The sequence below is a fragment of the Kitasatospora sp. NPDC094019 genome (assembly GCF_044764505.1).
GTDB lineage: Bacteria > Actinomycetota > Actinomycetes > Streptomycetales > Streptomycetaceae > Kitasatospora.
This window is the reverse complement of the sequence record NZ_JBIWIF010000002.1, coordinates 78,884-97,541: the sequence shown is the minus strand read 5'-3', so window position 1 is coordinate 97,541 and position 18,658 is coordinate 78,884. Positions and strand designations below refer to the sequence as shown.

General features: G+C 74.6%; 16 protein-coding genes. 13 read left to right on the top strand and 3 right to left on the bottom strand.

Translation table 11 applies throughout. The features are described from left to right. Positions 1-5: 5 nt before the first annotated feature. From ACIQ9P_RS05515 to ACIQ9P_RS05480, 8 genes are all read left to right on the top strand, one after another. Entirely contained in the window at positions 6-407 is a 402-nt protein-coding gene (locus ACIQ9P_RS05515; RefSeq protein WP_402351455.1) for an acyl-CoA thioesterase, read from the top strand. After that, complete coding sequence (locus ACIQ9P_RS05510; protein ID WP_402350119.1) at positions 404-2,869, top strand: FAD-dependent monooxygenase; 2,466 nt, start codon at positions 404-406, stop codon at positions 2,867-2,869. The genes ACIQ9P_RS05515 and ACIQ9P_RS05510 overlap by 4 nt, the downstream gene beginning before the upstream one ends. Then, positions 2,866-3,870, top strand: coding sequence for a carbon-nitrogen hydrolase family protein (locus tag ACIQ9P_RS05505; RefSeq protein WP_402350116.1), 1,005 nt, complete (start codon positions 2,866-2,868; stop codon positions 3,868-3,870). Before ACIQ9P_RS05510 ends, ACIQ9P_RS05505 begins: the two co-directional genes overlap by 4 nt. Further along, entirely contained in the window at positions 3,867-4,982 is a 1,116-nt protein-coding gene (locus ACIQ9P_RS05500; protein WP_402350113.1) for a cupin domain-containing protein, read from the top strand. The genes ACIQ9P_RS05505 and ACIQ9P_RS05500 overlap by 4 nt, the downstream gene beginning before the upstream one ends. Positions 4,983-4,998: 16 nt before the next feature. Continuing rightward, entirely contained in the window at positions 4,999-5,904 is a 906-nt protein-coding gene (locus ACIQ9P_RS05495; protein ID WP_402350111.1) for a fumarylacetoacetate hydrolase family protein, read from the top strand. 34 nt (positions 5,905-5,938) lie between these two features. Further along, entirely contained in the window at positions 5,939-6,700 is a 762-nt protein-coding gene (locus ACIQ9P_RS05490) for an Asp/Glu racemase (RefSeq protein WP_402350108.1), read from the top strand. A 113-nt stretch (positions 6,701-6,813) separates the two neighbouring features. Then, the gene (locus ACIQ9P_RS05485) at positions 6,814-7,671 is read left to right on the top strand and encodes a PaaX family transcriptional regulator C-terminal domain-containing protein (RefSeq protein WP_402350105.1); all 858 of its coding nucleotides are present in this window, start codon (positions 6,814-6,816) and stop codon (positions 7,669-7,671) included. Next, complete coding sequence (locus ACIQ9P_RS05480; protein WP_402350102.1) at positions 7,671-9,326, top strand: amidohydrolase; 1,656 nt, start codon at positions 7,671-7,673, stop codon at positions 9,324-9,326. Before ACIQ9P_RS05485 ends, ACIQ9P_RS05480 begins: the two co-directional genes overlap by 1 nt. Before the next feature lie 76 nt (positions 9,327-9,402). On the opposite strand, the gene ACIQ9P_RS05475 is transcribed toward ACIQ9P_RS05480, so the two are convergent. Together ACIQ9P_RS05475 and ACIQ9P_RS05470 are read right to left on the bottom strand one after the other, a co-directional pair. Then, complete coding sequence (locus tag ACIQ9P_RS05475) at positions 9,403-9,957, bottom strand: hypothetical protein (RefSeq protein ID WP_402351452.1); 555 nt, start codon at positions 9,955-9,957, stop codon at positions 9,403-9,405. A 100-nt stretch (positions 9,958-10,057) separates the two neighbouring features. Next, a complete protein-coding gene (locus tag ACIQ9P_RS05470; protein WP_402350099.1) occupies positions 10,058-11,482 on the bottom strand; it encodes a short-chain fatty acyl-CoA regulator family protein in 1,425 nt (474 codons plus the stop codon). A gap of 369 nt (positions 11,483-11,851) precedes the next feature. On the opposite strand from ACIQ9P_RS05470, the gene aceA reads away from it, so the two are divergent. From aceA to cobF, 4 genes are all read left to right on the top strand, one after another. Next, positions 11,852-13,147 (top strand): isocitrate lyase, encoded by a 1,296-nt coding sequence (aceA, locus tag ACIQ9P_RS05465; RefSeq protein ID WP_402350096.1) that lies wholly within the window; start codon positions 11,852-11,854, stop codon positions 13,145-13,147. 108 nt (positions 13,148-13,255) lie between these two features. Further along, the gene (gene aceB / locus ACIQ9P_RS05460; RefSeq protein WP_402350093.1) at positions 13,256-14,869 is read left to right on the top strand and encodes a malate synthase A; all 1,614 of its coding nucleotides are present in this window, start codon (positions 13,256-13,258) and stop codon (positions 14,867-14,869) included. Between the two features lie 92 nt (positions 14,870-14,961). Beyond that, a complete protein-coding gene (locus ACIQ9P_RS05455) occupies positions 14,962-15,828 on the top strand; it encodes a 3-hydroxybutyryl-CoA dehydrogenase (RefSeq protein WP_402350090.1) in 867 nt (288 codons plus the stop codon). Between the two features lie 96 nt (positions 15,829-15,924). Continuing rightward, positions 15,925-16,686, top strand: a complete 762-nt coding sequence (gene cobF / locus ACIQ9P_RS05450) for a precorrin-6A synthase (deacetylating) (protein ID WP_402350087.1) — start codon at positions 15,925-15,927, stop codon at positions 16,684-16,686. A 50-nt stretch (positions 16,687-16,736) separates the two neighbouring features. Here the strand turns inward: cobF and ACIQ9P_RS05445 are convergent, their stop codons facing one another. Continuing rightward, entirely contained in the window at positions 16,737-17,858 is a 1,122-nt protein-coding gene (locus tag ACIQ9P_RS05445; RefSeq protein ID WP_402350084.1) for an FAD-dependent oxidoreductase, read from the bottom strand. Between the two features lie 112 nt (positions 17,859-17,970). Between ACIQ9P_RS05445 and ACIQ9P_RS05440 the strand changes: the two genes are divergently transcribed. Beyond that, positions 17,971-18,651, top strand: a complete 681-nt coding sequence (locus ACIQ9P_RS05440) for a TetR/AcrR family transcriptional regulator (protein ID WP_402350081.1) — start codon at positions 17,971-17,973, stop codon at positions 18,649-18,651. The last annotated feature ends 7 nt before the right edge of the window (positions 18,652-18,658 follow it).

Genomic DNA, 18,658 nt, shown 5'->3' with positions numbered 1-18,658 from the left:
CCAGTGTGACCGTCGAGCGGCGGGTCGAGTGGTCGGACACCGACGCCGCCGGGCACTACCACTTCTCCGCCGTCCAGCGCTGGGCCGAGGCCGCCGAGGCGACGTTGCTGCGCCGGCTGGGCCTGGACGGGCTGTTCGGGCGCATCCCCCGGGTGCACTTCGAGGCCGACTACCGCGAACGGCTGTGGTTCGGCGACCTGGTCCGGGTCGAGCTGCGGGTCGAACGCGTCGGCGGCTCCTCACTGCACTACGCCTTCGAGGTGCACGGCCCCAACGGCCCGGCCGCCGGCGGGCGGATGTCGGTGGTGCACGCCGCCCCGCACGCCAAGGGCACCGAACCCTGGCCGGAGCCGGTGCGGCTGGCGCTGGCCGGGGCCGGGCGGCAGGAACCGGAGGCGATCCGGTGACCGGGGACGGAGGCCGTCCGGCGGTGGGCACCGGAGGCGGTCCGGCGATCGGGGCCGCCCGGCGGGTGGCGGTGATCGGCGGCGGCCCCGGCGGGCTCTACTTCGCCGCGCTGGCGCGGCAGCTGGCACCGGACCGGGAGCTCACCGTCTTCGAACGGGACGCCCGGGAGGACGAGTTCGGCTTCGGGGTGGTGTTCTCCGACGAGACCCTGGACGGCATCGCCCAGGCCGACCCGGCCGTTTTCGCCGCGCTGAGCGCCGAGTTCGCCCGCTGGAGCGACATCGACGTCCGCCACGCCGGGCAGCTGCGCACCAGCGGCGGGCACGGCTTCGCCGCGCTGGACCGCAACCGGCTGCGGGCGATCCTGCAACGGCGCTGCGACGAGCTGGCGGTGGACGTCCGCTACCGCACGCCCGCGCCGCCGGTCGAGCGGCTCGCAGAGGAGTACGACCTGGTGGTCGCCGCCGACGGCATCCACTCGGCCACCCGCGCCGCGTACGCCACCACCTTCCGGCCGCAGCTCGACGAGCGGCACGCCCGCTACATGTGGCTCGCCACCGACAAGGTCTTCGACGCCTTCACCTTCCTGGTCGAACGGTTCGACTTCGGGGTGCTCCAGGTGCACGCCTACCCGTACAGCGCCGAACGGTCCACGTTCATCGTCGAGATCGGCGAGGACGCCTGGCGCCGGGCGGGCTTCGAGTCCCTGGCCGACCGGGAGTTCGCGCGCGGCGAGAGCGACGACGAGAGCGTGCGGCGCTGCGCGGCACTGCTGGCCCCGCACCTGGACGGACACCGGCTGATCCCGAACGCCTCCCGCTGGATCCGCTTCACCACGGTCCGCAACGCCGCCTGGCGGCATCAGAACGTGGTGCTGCTCGGTGACGCGGCGCACTCGGCCCACTTCTCCATCGGCTCGGGCACCAAGCTGGCCCTGGAGGACGCCCTCGCCCTCGCCGCGAGCCTGGGTGAACAGCCCACCGTGGAGCAGGCGTTGGCCGCGTACGAGACCGAGCGGCGACCGGTGGTGGAGTCCACCCAGCGGGCGGCGCAGGCCAGCCTGGAGTGGTTCGAATCGATCGACCGGCGGACCGGGCAGGACCCCGACCGGTTCGCCTTCAACCTGCTCACCCGCAGCCGCCGGGTCACCTACGGGAACCTCCGGGACCGCGACCCGGGATTCGTCGCGGCGGTGGAGGCGGCGTTCGCGGGCGGCGCCGATCCGACCGGGGCGGCGGCGGTCCCCCCGATGTTCCGGCCGCTGAAGCTGGCCGCGCTGGAGCTGCGCAACCGGGTGGTGGTGCCGCCACTGGCCACCTTCACCTCCCCCGACGCGCTGCCCGGCGCCTTCGACCGGGCCCAGCTGACCGCGCACGCGCTCGGCGGCGCCGGGCTGGTGATCGCCGGAATGACGGCGGTCACCCCGGAGGGCCGGGCCACCGACCACTGCCCGGGCCTGTGGAACGACCGGCAGGAGGAAGCCTGGCGCGAACTCGTCGCCGCGGTCCGGGCGGTGAGCGGCACCCCGCTCGGGATCCAGCTCACCCACGCCGGACGGCGGGCGGCCACCTCCGTACCGGGACCGGACGGGATCGGCCGTTCCCTGGGCGCGGACGGCTGGCCGCTGCTGGCCGCCTCGCCGCTGCCCTGGGACGCCGACAGTCCGCCGCCGCACGAGGCAAACCAGATCGAGCTCGCCGCCGTGGTGGCGGACTTCGCGGCCGCCGCCGAACGGGCCGCGCGGATCGGCTTCGAGGTGCTGGAGCTCCAGTTCGGCCACGGCCACCTGCTCTCCGGCTTCCTGTCCCCGCTCACCAACCGGCGCGCCGACCGCTACGGCGGCCCGCTCGCCCAGCGGCTGCGGCTGCCGCTGGAGGTGCTGGCGGCGGTCCGCGCGGTCTGGCCCGCCGGGCGGCCGCTGCTGGTGCGGATCTCGGCGAGCGACTGGGCGCCGGGCGGCACCACCGAGGCCGAGGCCGTCGCCCTCTGCCGGGCCCTCGGGGACGGCGGGGCGGACGCGGTGGACGTCTCCACCGGCGAGGTGGTGGCGCACCAACGGCCGCCGTACGGACGCGGCTACCAGACGCCGTTCGCCGAACTGGTGCGCGCGGGCACCGGCCTGCCCACCGTCGCGGTCGGCGCCATCTCCGGGCACGACGACGCCAACTCGGTGCTGCTGGCGGGGCGGGCCGACCTGGTCGCGGTGGGCCGGGCCCAACTGCACGACCCGCTTTGGACGTTGCATGCCGCCGCCGAGCAGGGGTACACCGGTCCCGGTGCCCGTTGGCCCGGGCCGTGGGCGGCGGGCAGCCGGCGCCCGCCCGGTCCTGGCTCCGACCGGGTGGCGCCCCGGCTGCGACTGGTGCGAGAGCCCGAGCCGCCGGTGCACCGCCGCTGGCGCCCCGACGCCGACAACGCCGGCCACCCGGGCCGGGCCGACCGCACCGAGGAGGAACGATGACCGAGCCCGTCGCCGCCGCGCTGCGGCGCCCACGCTTCACCGCGGCCGCCGTCCAGGCTTCGCCCGTCTTCCTGGACCCCGCCGCCACCGTGGCCAAGGCGGTCGCCCTGATCCACGAGGCGGCCGAGCACGGGGCCACCCTGGTGGTCTTCCCCGAGGTGTTCGTCCCCGGCTACCCGTACTGGAACTGGACCATGAACCCGGTCCAGGGCTCGCCCTGGTACGAGCGCCTCTACCGCGCCTCGGTGGACGTGCCGGGCCCGTACGTCGACGCGCTGCGCGCCGCCGCCCGCCGGGCCGGCGTGGTGCTGGTGATCGGCGTCAACGAGCGCGGCCGGCACAGCCTCGGGGTGCTGTACAACACCGTGCTGGTGATCGACGCCGACGGCGAACTGCTCAGCGTGCACCGCAAGCTGGTCCCCACCTGGGCCGAGAAGCTGACCTGGACCCCGGGCGACGGCAGCACACTCCGGGTCCACGACACCGCCGTCGGCCCGCTCGGCGCGCTGGCCTGCGGCGAGAACACCAACCCGCTGGCCCGGTTCACCCTCCTCGCGCAGGGCGAACTCGTGCACGCGGCCTGCTACATCGCGCTACCGGTCGCCCCCGAGGACTACGACATGGCGGAGGCGATCGCGCTGCGCGCCGCCGCGCACTGCTTCGAGGGCAAGGTCTTCACCGTGGTCTCCTGCTCGACGGTCTCCCCGGAGATCGTCGACGCCGTCGCCGGCGAGGACCAGCAGCTGCGCAAGCAACTCTCCCGCCCGCGCAGCGCGTTGTCCGGGATCTTCGGCCCCGACGGGCGCGCGGTGACCGAGCCGCTGGTGGACGAGGAGGGGATCGTCTACGCCGAGATCGACCTCGGCCGCTGTGTCCAGCCCAAGCAGATGCACGACATCGTCGGCCACTACAACCGCTTCGACGTCTTCCGGCTGCACGTGGACAACCGCCCGCTGCGGCCGCTGACCCTTCCCGAACCGCCCCCGAAGGAGGAGGAATGACCGACTACGACGACGACCGGCTCGGCCGCGCCCGGGTCACGGACAGCCCCGAACTCGCGGCCTACTACGAGGAGCTGGCCAAGGTCGACGCGGGCGCGCTGTGGACCGTGGCGAACAAGATCGAGCCCTGGTACCCGCAGCCCCGGTCGGTGCCGGTGCTCTGGCGCTACGCCGACCTGCGTCCGCTGGTCCGCAAGGCGCTGCCGCTGGTCCGGGCCGACGACGCCGGCCGACGAGTGGTCATGCTGGTCAACCCCGGCCGCCGCGAACTCAGCGCCGCCGTCGGCCTGCTGTACACCGGCCTGCAGATCATGGGCCCGGGCGAGGCGATGACCGCGCACCGCCACCAGGCGTCCGCGCTGCGCTTCGTGCACGAGGGCACCGGCGCCTGGACGATCGTCGACGGCCAGAAGCTCAAGGTCGGCCCGCGGGACTTCGCGATCACGCCCAACGGCGCCTGGCACGAGCACGGCAACGAGTCCGAGGACGCCCCGGTGATCTGGCAGGACGGCCTGGACATCCCGCTGGTCAACATGCTCGACGCCAACTTCTACGAGGTCCACCCCGAGCTGCACCAGCGCCCCGGACCGGTGGCCAACTCCTCGCTGCTCACCTACGGCGGCAACCTGCTGCCGTACGGCGTCGAGAAGTGGACCCGGCCGTACTCGCCGCTGCTCGGCTGGCCCTGGGAGCCCAGCTACCACGCCCTCACCCGACTCGCCCGCGCCACCGAGGGCTCGCCCTGGGACGGGGTGATCATGGAGTACACCAACCCGGTCACCGGCGGATCGGTGATGCCCACCATGGGCGCCCACCTCCAGCTGCTGCGGCCCGGCCAGGCCACCCGGGCCCACCGGCACACCGGCTCGGTGGTCTACACGGCCGCCAAGGGACGGGGCGTCTCGGTGATCGCGGGCCACCGCTTCGGCTGGCAGCAGGGCGACATCTTCGTGGTGCCGTCCTGGGCCTGGCACGAGCACGCGAACCTCGACCCCGGCGAGGACGCCTGCCTGTTCTCCTTCAACGACTTCCCGGTGATGCACTCGCTCGGCCTGTACCGCGAGGAGCCCTACCCGGAGCACGACGGGCACCAGCCCACCATCACCCCGTGACCAGGAGCCCCCGACCATGCGGCTGTTGACCTACTGCGTCCCCGGCGACGACACCCCCCGCCCCGGCGCCCTGCTGGCCGGGGACCGGGTCGCCGACCTGTCCGCCCTCGCCTCCGCCGCCGGCGTCCGGCTGCCCCCCGACCTGCTGGGCCTGGTCGCGGGCGGCGAACCGGCCCTCGCCGCCGTCCGCGAACTGCTCACCGACGCGGCGGTCGAGGGTGCCGCGATCCGCCCGCTCGCCGAGGTGTCCCTGCGCGCCCCGCTGCGGCCCGGCAAGATCGTCGGGGTCGGGCTGAACTACGTCGAGCACGTCGCCGAGTCGCACCGAACCCTCGACACCGAGCGCGAACTGCCCGACCGGCCGGTGCTGTTCAGCAAACCCGCCACCGCCGTCACCGGCCCCGGCCAGCCGATCCTGCACAACGCCGAACTCACCGATCAGCTCGACTGGGAGTGCGAACTCGCCGTCGTCATCGGCACGCCCGCCTTCCGGGTGGCCGAGGCCGACGCGCTGCGGCACGTCTTCGGCTACAGCATCGTCAACGACGTCAGCGCCCGCGACCAGCGCCGCTCCGGCCAGTGGTTCTTCTCCAAGGGCCAGGACAGCTACGCGCCGTTCGGCCCGGTCGTGGTCACCGCCGACGAGATCCCCGACCCGCAGCGACTGGACCTGTCCCTGCGGGTCAACGGCGAACTGCGGCAGGACTCCAACACCCGCCACATGCTGTTCGGCATCGCCCGGCTGATCGCCGACATCTCCTCCGGCGTCACCCTGGAACCCGGCGACGTCATCGCCACCGGCTCGCCGTCCGGCGTCGGCGCCGGGATGGTGCCCCCACGGTTCCTCCGGCCCGGCGACCTGGTCGAGGCCACCGTCGAGGGGATCGGCACCCTCGCCAACCCCGTGGTCGACGCCCGCTGACCGGCCGCCCACCCCCGCAGAGGAGCCCACCCCGATGACCACCAGCTACCGGATAGGCCAGATCGTCCCGAGCTCCAACGTCACCATGGAGACCGAGGTCCCGGCCCTGCTGCGGGCCCGCGAGCGGGTCGCGCCCGAGCGCTTCACCTTCCACTCCAGCCGGATGCGGATGACCCGGGTCACGCCCGAACAACTGCGCGCCATGGACGCCGAGTCCGACCGCTGCGCCGCCGAACTCGCCGACGCCCGGGTCGATGTGCTCGGCTACGCCTGCCTGGTCGCGGTGATGGCCACCGGCCCCGGCTACCACCGGGAGGCCGAGCAGCGGCTGCACCGGCGCACCGTCGAGAACGGCGCCGCCGCGCCCGTGGTCACCAGCGCCGGCGCGCTGGTGACCGGGCTGCACACGCTCGGCGCCCGGAAGGTCGCCGTCGTCACCCCCTACCTGCGCCCGCTGGCCCGCACCGTCGTCGACTACCTCGGCCACGAGGGCATCGAGGTGGTCGACTTCGCGGCCCTGGAGATCGCCGACAACCTCGACGTCGCCGCCCACGACCCGGCGAAGCTGCCGAGCATCGCGGCCGGCCTCGCGCACAGCCGGGCCGACGCGGTGGTGCTGTCCGCCTGTGTGCAGATGCCCTCGCTGTCGGCGATCGAGGAGGCCGAGCAGCGGCTCGGCAAGCCGGTCGTCTCGGCGGCCGTCTGCACCACCCACCAGCTGCTGCGCGCCCTCGGCCTGCCGGCCTTCGCCCCCGGCGCGGGCCACCTGCTCTCCGGCGCGTTCGCGGAGGTCTGAACGGAACCGGCCCCCGGGCGGGGCACCCGCCCCGTCCCGGACCGCCCCGTCCCGGACCGCCCCGTCCGGGTGCCGCCGCTATGATCACCACGAGCCGTCGGGAGGAGATCCGGATGACCGAGAGCACGCCCCGGCCGAGCTCGCTGATCCACACCGTCTACGGCGAGTTCGTCCGCCGCCTCGGCGGCTGGATATCCATCGCCGACCTGATCGCCCTGATGGCCGAGCTGGACGTCGACGCACCCGCCGTCCGATCGGCCATCTCCCGTCTCAAGAAGGCCGGCACGCTGCTCCAGGAGCGCGGCGGCGGAACCGGCACCGGCTACCGCCTCTCCCCCACGATGGGCCCGGTGTTCGAGGAGGGGGACCGCCGGATCTTCCGCAGCCTGGAGCCCGCCGAACTCGCCGACGGCTGGGTGGTGGCCGTCTTCTCCGTCCCCGAGTCCGCCCGCGCCCACCGCCACACCCTGCGCTCCCGGCTCAGCTGGCTCGGCTTCGGCAACGCCGCCCCCGGCGTCTGGCTGGCGCCCGCCCGGGTCCTGCCCGACGCCAGGCGCCTGCTCGAACGCCTCGGCCTGGACGCGTACGTCCACCTCTTCCTCTCCGCCGAGTACGCCGGCTTCACCGACCTGCGCACCGCCGTCGCCGCCTGGTGGGACTTCCCCGCCATCGAGGGCCGGTACGCCGACTTCACCGACGCCTGGCAGCCCGTGCTCGCCTCCCGCGCCGGCAGCCCCGACCCCGCACCGGCCGCGGCGTTCCGCGACTACGTCCCGATGCTCACCCAGTGGCGGCGGCTGCCCTACCTGGACCCCGGCCTGCCCGCCCCGCTGCTGCCGCCCGACTGGAACGCCGTCGCGGCCCGGACCGTCTTCACCGGACTCCACTCGCTGCTCGCCGGACCGAGCCTGCGCCACGTCGAAGAGGTCACCGGGCTGGTGACCGCCGCCCACCACCGCCAGGAGCCGTGATGACCCCGCAGCCCCACCGGCCCGACCCGACCGACCCGACCGACCTGGCCCCGGCCGACCTGCTGGTGCGCGCGGCCGCGGTGCACACCCTCGTCCCCGGCGAGCCGCCGCGGCGCGCCGTCGCCGTCACCGGCGGCCGGATCACCGCCCTGGCCGCCGAGCCGCACGGCCTGGACGGGCTGATCGGCCCCGCCACCGAGGTCGTCGACGCGCCCGGCGCGACCGTGCTCCCCGCCTTCGACGACTCCCACACCCATCTGATCCTCGCCGGGCACAGCGTGCACGGCGTGCCCGTCCACCGCGCCGACGACCTGGCCGGGTTCCTCGCCCTGGTCCGCGAAAGCGCCGCCACCACCCCCGCCGGGCAGTGGATCACCACCACCGTCAACTGGCAGGAGGTCAACCTCGCCGAGCAACGGATGCCCACCACCGAGGAGTTGGACACCGCCACCGACCGCCACCCGGTGCTGGTCCGCCGCGGCGCCTACAACATGGTGCTCAACTCGGCCGCGCTGCGGCTCGCCGGCATCACCGCCGCCACCCCCGACCCGCCCGGCGGCGTGATCGAGCGCGACGACGAGGGCAACCTCACCGGCCGCCTGATCAACAAGGCGATCGAGCTCGCCGAGCGCGTCCTGCCCAGGCCCGCGCTCGCCGAACGGATCGACGGACTGCGCGCCGCCTCCGCCGCCTACGCCGCCACCGGCATCGGGACCGTCCGCGACTGCCTCGTCCCGGTCGAGGACCTCGACGTGCTGCGCGCCGCCCGCGGCGAGGGCGCCCTCGCCGTCCGGGTCCGGGCGCTGGTCTCCGGCTTCGCCGTCCGCACCCCCGAGGAGGTGGACGCCCTGCTCGACCGGGTCGAGGACTGGCGGGCCGCCGGCCACGAGGACGACCGGCTCTCGGTCTGGGGAGTGAAGTTCGGCATCGACGGCGGCTTCGAGGCGGGCGCCCTGGAGGAGCCCTACCAGGGACAGCCCTGCTACCACGGCCGGCTGCTGTGGGAGCCGAAGGAACTGGCCGAGGCCGTCGACCGGGTGGTCGGGCGCGGACTGCGGGTCGGCGTGCACGCCTGGGGCGACCGCGGCCTGCGCACCCTGCTCGACGTCTTCGAGGAGGTGCTCGCGGGCCGCCCCGGACTGCCCGCCGGCACCCTGGTCGTGGAGCACGGCGGGCTCGCCCGGGCCGACCAGCGGGCCCGGGCCGTCGCCCTCGGCATCCCGGTCACCGTGCAGCACCCGCTGCTGCACGACGGCGCCCCCACCCAGCGGCGGGCCTGGGGCGAGGAGCGCACCGCGGCGCTGTTCCCGCTGCGCGAATGGCTCGACGAGGGCGCGCAGCTGGCCGCCGGTTCGGACTTCCCGGTCGGCCCGTACGGCGCGATGCTGTCCGTCTGGGGCATGACCACCCGGGCCACCGTGGCCGGGGTGGTCGGGCCCGAGCACGCGATCGGGCGGTCGGAGGCGATCGCCCTGCACACCTCGGCGGCGGCCCGGCTGACCGGGGAGAGCGGGGACCGGGGCACCCTGCGGCCCAGCGCGTTCGCCGATCTGACCCTGTGGCCCAGCGATCCGCTGACCTGCCCGGTCGAGGAGCTGCGGGGGCTGCTGCCGGACCGCACGGTGGTCGGCGGGCGCACGGTGCACCGGCGCTGAGGCGCGTCGGCGTACGGTCGTCGACACGGGGTCGTCGGTCCGCGGCCGTCGGTCCGCAGCAGTCCATCCGCGGACGTCAGTCCGCAGCCGTCGGCGCGGGGCCGTCGATCGGCCGCACCTCCTGGAGCAGGCCCCAGGTGAAGTCCGCCGTCAGCGCCCGCGGGCGGCCCCGCGCGTCCGGCGCGGTGAAGTCCAGCCGGAACCGGTTCGGCGCGCTGCCCTCGCGCGGCACCGCGGGCGGGAACGCCGCGCCCAGGTCCGCCACCACACAGCTCCACGGGCCCAGGTCGTCGAGCGTGCGGAGCACCGGCGGCGGGGTGTCCGGCGCGCGCACCAGCCAGGCGTTCAGCACCGGCGCGCCCGCCTCGGCGGGACCGGCCAGGACCTCGAACCGCAACCCGGGCCAGAGCGGCAGCGCCCACTGCCGGGCGGAACAGGCGAGGTCCCCGATCCTCCGCGCCACCACCGCCTCCGGCGGACCGAGCACCGCGCCGTAGCGCCGCCCGCCGCCCGGGGATCCGGGCGCCCTGAGCATCGCCTGCCAGCGCTTGTTCGCCTCCCGCATCCCCGCCCGGGTCTCCCCCAGCCGACGGACGGCGTCCTCGACCAGGTCTGGCCGGAAGTCCGCCATCCGTCGCAGCAGGACCAGTTGGAACTCCGTCACTCCGAACCCGTGCACCCAGGCAGGCTACCGGGCGGACCGCCCCGACCCGGCCGGGCGGGAGCGTCGGTCAGCCGGTGTCGCCGGGCCGGGTCGGGTACGGCGCGAAGGTGCTGCTGTGCTCGTCCACCGCGAGCGGGCGGCCGATCGACGGGGCGGAGCGCTGCGGGCAGGCCGCCCGTTCACAGACCTTGCAGCCGAGTCCGATCGGCGTGGCCGCCGCCTCGTCGGTGAGGTCGAGTCCGGCCGAGTACACCAGCCGCGGGGCGTGCCGCAGTTCGCACCCCAGCCCCAGGGCGAAGGTCTTGCCGGGGCGCCCCCAGCCGCCGGGCGAACGGGTGACGGCGCGGGCGGTCCACAGGTAGCGGCGGCCGTCCGGCATCGCGGCCACCTGGACGTGCACCCGGCCCGGGGCGGCGAAGGTCTCGTAGACGTTCCACAGCGGGCAGGTACCGCCGGTGCGGGAGAAGTGGAAGTCGGTGGCGGACTGCCGCTTGGACACGTTGCCCGCCCGGTCGACCCGGACGAAGGAGAACGGCACCCCGCGCAGCGCGGGCCGCTGCAGGGTGCTGAGCCGGTGGCAGACGGTCTCGTGGCCGACCGAGAAGTGGTCGGCGAGATGCTCCAGGTCGTAGCGGGACGTCTCCGCCTCGTCGTGGAACACCCGGTAGGGCAGCACCAGCGCGGCGGCGAAGTAGTTCGCCAGGCCGATCCGGGTGAGCGCGAGCGCCGGGGCGCCCTCCGGGCCGTCCTGCGCGGCGAGTCCGGTGAGCAGCGCGTCGTGTTCCAGGTAGCCGAGCTGGGTGGCGAGCCGGAACGCCTGCTGGCCGGGCCGCAGCCGGGGCGAGAGGTACAGGGTGCGGCCGACCGGGTCGAAGTGGTGCAGCCGGTCGTCCTTCCCGCCCGGTCCGGTGCTCACCCGGACGGAGTGCGTCTCGGCGAGCCGGTCGGTCAGCGCGGTCCGCACCCGGCCCCGGCGGACCCCGATCCGCGTCGCCAACTCCTCTGCGGCCCGGTCGAGTTCGTCGACGTAGTTGGCCCGGCGGTAGAAGAACTCGCGGACCTGCTCGTGCGGGGTGCCGGCCTCGGTGAGGCCCGCCGCCGGGCCGCGGTCCTCGGCGAGGACGGCGAGCCGCTCGGCGGCGGTGCGGCGCCGGCGGTCCACGTCGAGCAGCAGCGCGGCCACCGCGGGCAGCCGCTGGGCCAGCTCGGCGAGGTCCCCGGCGGTGACCCGCCCGGCGGCGACCTCCTCGCCCAGGGAGTCACGCAGTTCGGCGGTGAGCCGGGCGGTGTCGGGCGGGGCGAAGTAGCCGGCCTCCACGCCGAACGCCTCCGTGAGCCGCAGCAGGACGGGGACGGTCAGCGGGCGGGCGTCGTGCTCCAACTGGTTGAGGTAGCTGGGTGAGAGGTCGAGCAGCCGGGCGAGCGCGGCCTGGCTGAGGCCGCGTTCCTCGCGCAGCCGGCGCAGCCGCGCCCCGGCGAAAGTCCTGCCCATGTGTCCCGGCCTCCCTGGTCGACGGGCGCCCACCCTAGCCGTTCGGGTCCGTCCCGGTCTTCGCAACCTTCGCCGATTCGCGGTTCCTCCTTCGCAGAACGTGGCATCCGTCCAGCGGTGACGGCACCACTGCCGACCTGCCAGAGTCGGACCGCGGCCGGGTCCCGAACCCGGACCACGCCGACCGACCTCCACAAGAAGCCTGTTGGCGCCGGTCCCCGGCGGATCCACGTCCCGCGGTGCAGCACCGCCCGCCCGGCACCCCGGCCGCACCCGCCGTCCTGGTGGCGGACATCACAACCTTCGCGGCGCACCTCTCACAGCACCATCCACCACAGCACACGGCAACGAGCCCGGGAGCGGATCACCATGACCGAGTCGGTACGGCGGCAGCAGGAGCGGAACGCGGCGGAACTGGCCGCCCGGTGGGCATCCGACCCGCGCTGGGCGGGCATCGAGCGCAGCTACACGGCGGCGGACGTGGTCCGCCTGGCCGGGTCGGTCCGCGAGGAGCACACCCTCGCCCGGCGCGGCGCCGAGCGCCTGTGGCGGCAGTTGCACGAGCAGGACTACGTGCACGCCCTCGGCGCGCTCACCGGCGGCCAGGCCGTCCAGATGGTGAAGGCCGGACTGAAGGCGATCTACCTGTCCGGCTGGCAGGTCGCGGCGGACGCCAACCAGGCCGGGCAGACCTACCCCGACCAGAGCCTGTACCCCGCCGACTCGGTGCCGAAGGTGGTGCGCCGGATCAACAACGCGCTGCTGCGCGCCGACCAGATCGACGCCGCCGAGGGCACCGACGGCGGCCCGGACTGGCTGGTGCCGATCGTCGCCGACGCGGAGGCCGGCTTCGGCGGCCCGCTGAACGCCTTCGAGCTGACCAAGGGCATGATCGCGGCCGGTGCGGCGGGCATCCACTACGAGGACCAGCTCGCCTCCGAGAAGAAGTGCGGCCACCTGGGCGGCAAGGTGCTCGTCCCCACCGCGCAGCACGTCCGCACCCTCAACTCGGCCCGGCTCGCGGCCGACATCGCCGACGTGCCGACCCTGATCGTCGCCCGTACCGACGCGCTCGCGGCCAACCTGCTCACCACCGACGTCGACGAGCGCGACGCCCGCTTCTGCACCGGTGAGCGCACCGCCGAGGGCTTCTACCGGGTCGAGCCCGGCATGGCCCCGGTGATCTCCCGGGGTCTGGCCTTCGCCCCGTACGCGGACCTGATCTGGGTGGAGACCGGCACCCCGGACCTGGCCCAGGCCCGGGAGTTCGCCGAGGCGATCAAGGCCGAGTACCCGGACAAGATGCTCGCCTACAACTGCTCGCCGTCCTTCAACTGGAAGGCCGCGCTGGACGACGACCGGATCGCCAAGTTCCAGCGGGAGCTGGGCGCGATGGGCTACCGCTTCCAGTTCATCACCCTGGCCGGCTTCCACGCGCTCAACCACTCGATGTTCCAGCTCGCGCGCGGCTACGCCGAACACGGCATGACCGCCTACGTCGACCTCCAGGAGGCCGAGTTCGCGGCCGTGCCCGACGGCTACACCGCCGTCAAGCACCAGCGCGAGGTCGGCACCGGGTACTTCGACCAGGTCTCCACCGCGCTCAACCCGAACGCCGAGACGCTCGCCCTGACCGGTTCCACCGAGGCCGAGCAGTTCCACTGACCCACCCCGGCGGCCTCGTCGGGGACGAGCCGCCGTCCACCCCACGCCCGGGACCCCGTTGAGGGACGGGGCCCCGGGCGCCGTCCACCTGCCTCCTGGAGAACCCGGATGAGCCAGCCCAGCCGCATCGACGTCCTCGGCGAGCACGAGGACCGCTTCGACGAGATCCTCACCCCCGAGGCGCTCGCCTTCGTCGCCCGCCTGCACCTCCCCTTCGCGGCCCGCCGCACCGCACTGCTCGCCGAGCGGCGGCGCCGGGCCGAGGCCCTCGCCGCCGGCGGCACCCTGGACTTCCTCCCGGAGACCCGCGCCGTCCGCGAGGACCCGAACTGGCGGGTCGCGGGCGCGGGTCCGGGCCTCGACGACCGCCGGGTGGAGATCACCGGCCCGCCCGAGCGCCGGATGGCCGTCAACGCGCTCAACTCCGGTGCCAGGGTGTGGCTCGCCGACTTCGAGGACGCCACCTCCCCCACCTGGCACAATCTCGTCACCGGCCAGCTCAACCTGATGGACGCGATCGAACGCCGGATCGACGACACCACCGCCGCGGGCAAGCGGTACTTCGTCGGGGACGACCCGGCGACCATCGTGGTCCGCCCGCGCGGCTGGCACCTGGACGAGGCCCACCTGCTGATCGACGGCCGCCCGGCGATCGCCGCCCTGGTCGACTTCGGCCTCTATCTCTTCCACTGCGGCCGCCCGCAGATCGCGGCCGGCTCCGGCCCCTACTTCTACCTCCCCAAGCTGGAGAACCATCTGGAGGCCCGGCTCTGGAACGACGTGTTCACCGTCGCCCAGGCCGAGTTGGGCATCCCCCACGGCACGATCCGGGCCACCGTCCTGATCGAGACCATCACCGCCGCGTTCGAGATGGACGAGATCCTGTACGAGCTGCGCGAGCACGCCGCCGGGCTCAACGCCGGCCGCTGGGACTACCTGTTCAGCCTGATCAAGAACTTCGCCCACCACGGCCCCCGGTTCGTCCTCCCGGACCGCGCCTCCGTCACCATGACCCAGCCGTTCCTGCGCGCCTACACCGACCTGCTGGTGCGCACCTGCCACCGGCGCGGCGCGCACGCCATCGGCGGCATGGCCGCCGCGATCCCCCAGCGCGACCCGGACGCCAACGAGGCGGCCCTCACCCGGGTCCGCGCCGACAAGGAACGCGAGGCCGGCGACGGCTTCGACGGCTCCTGGGTGGCCCACCCGGGGCTGGTCGGCACCTGCCGCACCGCCTTCGACGCCGTGCTCGGCGAACGGCCGCACCAGCTCGACCGCCGCCGCGAGGACGTCGAGGTCACCGCCGCCGACCTGCTCGGCGTCCACCGGCTCACGGTCGGGCTGCCGACCGAACAGGGCGTGCGCGCCAACGTCGCCGTCGCCCTGCGCTACCTCACCGCCTGGCTCGGCGGCACGGGCTCGGTCGCCGTGTTCGGCCTGATGGAGGACGTCGCCACCGCCGAGATCGCCCGCTGCCAGCTCTGGCAGTGGCAGCACCACTGCACCCGGCTCGCCGGTGGCTCACTGGCCAGCCCGGACCTCGTGCGACGGCTGATCGACCGGGAACGGTCCACCCTGCTCGCCGAGGGCACCGACCCGGGGCTGCTGGACGACGCGACGCGGATCCTCGCCGACACCGCCCTCGGCCCCGAACTCCCGGCCTTCCTCACCACCGAGGCGTACGCCCGCCACCTCGTCCGCACCACCGCACCGGCCGTCTGACACCGCCGCGGCCGTGCGCCGCCGCCCCGGCCGTGCGACACCGCCGCCGTCCGACACCGCGGCCGTCCGACACCGCCCCGGAAGGGAACGCCATGAACGACATCCGACGGGTCGCCGTCGTCGGCGCCGGGCAGATGGGCTCCGGCATCGCCGAGGTCTTCGCCCGCGCCGGTCTGGACACCATCGTCTGCGAACACGGATCCGCCGCCCTGCGCGCCGCCCGCGCCCGCATCGACCGCTCCCTGCACCGCGCCGTCGACCGCGGCCGGCTCACCGAGCGGCAGCGCACCGACACCTGGGCCCACCTGCTGTTCGCCGACGACCTCGAAGCCCTGGCCGACCGCCAGCTCGTGGTCGAGGCCGTGGTCGAGGACGAGCGCGTCAAGGCCGACGTCCTCGGCGCCCTGGACAAGGTGCTCGCCGCCGACGACGCTGTCCTCGCCACCAACACCTCCGCCATCCCGGTCACCCGCCTCGGTATCGCCACCGGCCGGGCCGCCCACGTCCTCGGCCTGCACTTCTTCAACCCGGCGCCGGTGATGCCCCTGGTCGAACTGGTCGCCTCCCTGCACACCGACCCGACCGTGCTCGACCGGGTGGAGACCTTCGCCCGCGAGACCCTCGGCAAGCACGTCGTCCGCTCCCGCGACCGCGCCGGATTCGTCGTCAACGCCCTGCTGATCCCCTACCTCCTCTCCGCGATCCGCCTCGCCGAGGCCGGCCACGCCACCGCCCAGGACATCGACACCGGCATGGTCCACGGCTGCGCCCACCCCATGGGTCCGCTCCGACTCGCCGACCTCATCGGCCTCGACACCGTCCAGGCCATCGCCCGCTCCCTCTACGCCGAGTACAAGGAACCCCTCTACGCGCCCCCGCCCCTCCTCACCCGCATGGTCGAAGCCGGCCTCCTCGGCCGCAAGACCGGCCGCGGCTTCCACACCCACCGCACGGACTGACCCCGCCTCCGCCCGCCCTCCCCCGCCGGGCCGCCCCGGAGGGGCCCGGGGTACCCGTTTGGTCCGCGCCGACCTCGACCGGGCAGAATCGGCGGCATGCGGCACATCTACGTCATCGGCATCGGTGCGGGCGACCCGGACCACCTCACTCTGCAGGCGGTCAAGGCCATCGCCCGCACCGACGTGTTCCTCCTCCTCGACAAGAACGAGCAGCGGCAGGACCTCATGCGGCTGCGCCGGGAGATGATCGGGGAGCACGCCCGCCCCGGTCACCGGGTGGTCGAGGTGCCGGACGCCGAGCGCGACCGGACCACCCCGGCCTACACCGAGGCCGTCGAGGACTGGCGGCGGCGCCGGGCCGAGCTGGTCGGCCGGCTGATCGCCGAGGAACTGGGCCCGGACGGCACCGGCGCGCTGCTGGTCTGGGGCGACCCGAGCCTCTACGACAGCGTGACCGCCGTCCTCGACGAGGTGCTGGCCGCCGAACCCGGCGCGTTCGGCTACGAGGTGGTGCCGGGGATCAGCAGCGTCTCGGTACTCGCCGCCCGGCACCGCACCACCCTCACCCGGGTCGGCCGGCCGGTGCGGATCACCACCGCGCGCCGGCTCGCCGCCGAGGGTTTCCCGCCGGGGGCCGAGGACACGGTGGTGATGCTGGACGGCAGGGCCGCCTTCGAGCGGATCGACCCCGAGGGCGTGCACATCCACTACGGCGCCTACCTGGGCGGCGAGGACGAGATCCTGGTGTCCGGTCCGCTCGGCGAGCGGGCGCCGGAGATCGCCCGGCTGCGGGCCGAGGCCCGCGAGCGCAAGGGGTGGATCATGGACACCTATCTGCTGCGCCGCACCGAGGACTGATCCCTCGCCCGCCCGGCCCACGGCGGGCCGGGCGGGACCGGGCGGACGGATCAGCCGGCGGGTTCCTCACCCCGGAAGAAGGCGAGCATCCTCCGGGCGGCGTCCGGCCGCCTCAGCACCGCCTGCATCTCCGTGGACATCCGGGCGGCAGCGGCGGTGCGCTCGAACATCTCCCGTTCGTACTGCTCGACGCCGGCGGGGAGGTCGTCCGGGTGCGCGGCCAGCGCGAGACCGAGCAGCGCGCCGTCGAGCAGCGCCATGTTGGCGCCCTGCCCCACCGGGGGCATCAGGTGCGCGGCGTCGCCCACCAGGGTCACGCCCGGCGTCGACGGCCAGGTCAGGCCGACCGGGAGCGTGGTGATCGCCCGCGGCACGATCGCGTCGTCGCAGGCCGCGATCAGCGCGGTGACGCGCGGGTCCCAGCCGGGGAGCAGCTCGATCAGCCGCGCCCGGGCGGCGGCCGGGTCGTCGAACGGGATCCCGCTGGTGGCGAGCCAGTCCTCGGTGGTGTCGTAGAAGCCGAGGCCGATGCGGACCCGCCCGTCCCCGTTGCGCTGCGCCGCCAGGGACAGCCCGTCGCCGAGCACCCAGTAGGTGCCGCGGCCGACCATCGCAGCCAGGTCGGGGCGCGTGCGGTCGATGTCGGGGATGCCGACCTCGACCACGTTGTGGCCGGTGTGTGCCGGCCGGGCGTCGGTGAGCAGCGCGCGGACCCTGGAGTTCGCGCCGTCCGCGCCGACCAGCAGGTCGTAAGGCGCGCTGCCGCCGTCGGCGAAGCGCAGCAGGCCGCTGTCGGCGGATTCGAACGCCTGCCCCCAGCGCACCACGCCCTCGGGGAGGGAGTCGAGCAGCAGGTCGCGCAGGTCGGCGCGGTCGACCTCGGGCCGCGCGAGCGGGGCGTCGTCGGGCGTGTCCTCCTGGAGCAGCAGGGTGCCGTCCGGCTCCAGCAGGCGCATGTCCTGGCCCTCGCCCCGGGCGATCGCGAAGAACTCGTCGATCAGGCCGGCCTCGCGCAGCGCCCGCTGGCCGGAGTGGATGTCGAGCATGCCGCCCTGGGCGCGCGCACGGCGCGACGGCTCCCGTTCGTGGACGACGCAGTCCAGGCCGTTCACGTGCAGCACCCGGGCGAGCGCCAGCCCGCCGAGGCCGGCTCCGACGATGGCGATGGTCATGACCGTCTCCCCTTCGACAGACCTTCGGCATGCCTTCGGACACCTCCGGCACGCCCGATACACCGTATTGGTCGATACACTGTATCCCCTGCTGCGATGTATGGTGAGCGGCATGTTGGTGTGGGAGCGGCCGGAGCCGGAGAATCGACCCGTGCCGGCCCCGCTGAGCCGGGAGCGGATCGTCCGGACGGCGATCGGACTGGCCGACGCCGACGGCCTGGAGGCGGTGTCGCTGCGCAAGGTCGCCACCGCGCTGGACGTCCGTCCGATGCGGCTGTACGGCTACATCGCCAGCAAGGACGAGTTGCTCGATCTGATGGTCGACGCCGTCCACGCCGAGATCCGGCCGACCGGCGAGCACTGGCGGGAGGTGCTCCGGACCCATGCCGAAGCCACTCGCCGCGCCGCCCACGAGCACGAGTGGCTCGCCGACCTGCTGGGCGGCCGGCCCCAGCTCGGACCGCAGGCGCTGGCCGCCGGGGAGACCCTGGTCGCCGCCCTCGGCGGCCTCCACGTGGACGCCGTCATGCCGGTGGTCGCCGCCGTCAAGGCGTACGTGGTCGGCGCGGTGCGCCGGGAGATCGCCGAACGGCGGGCCGAGCGGGCCACCGGGACGGACGAGAAGCAGTGGCAGGCCGAACTCGGGCCCTACCTGGAACGCACCTTCGCCACCGGCCGCTTCCCCGCACTGGCCACGGTGGTGCGCGATGCCGCCCACCACGACGCCGACCACACCTTCCGGATCGGCCTCGCCTACCTCCTGGACGGCATCGAGGCCCACGTCTCGCGGTGACGCGCAC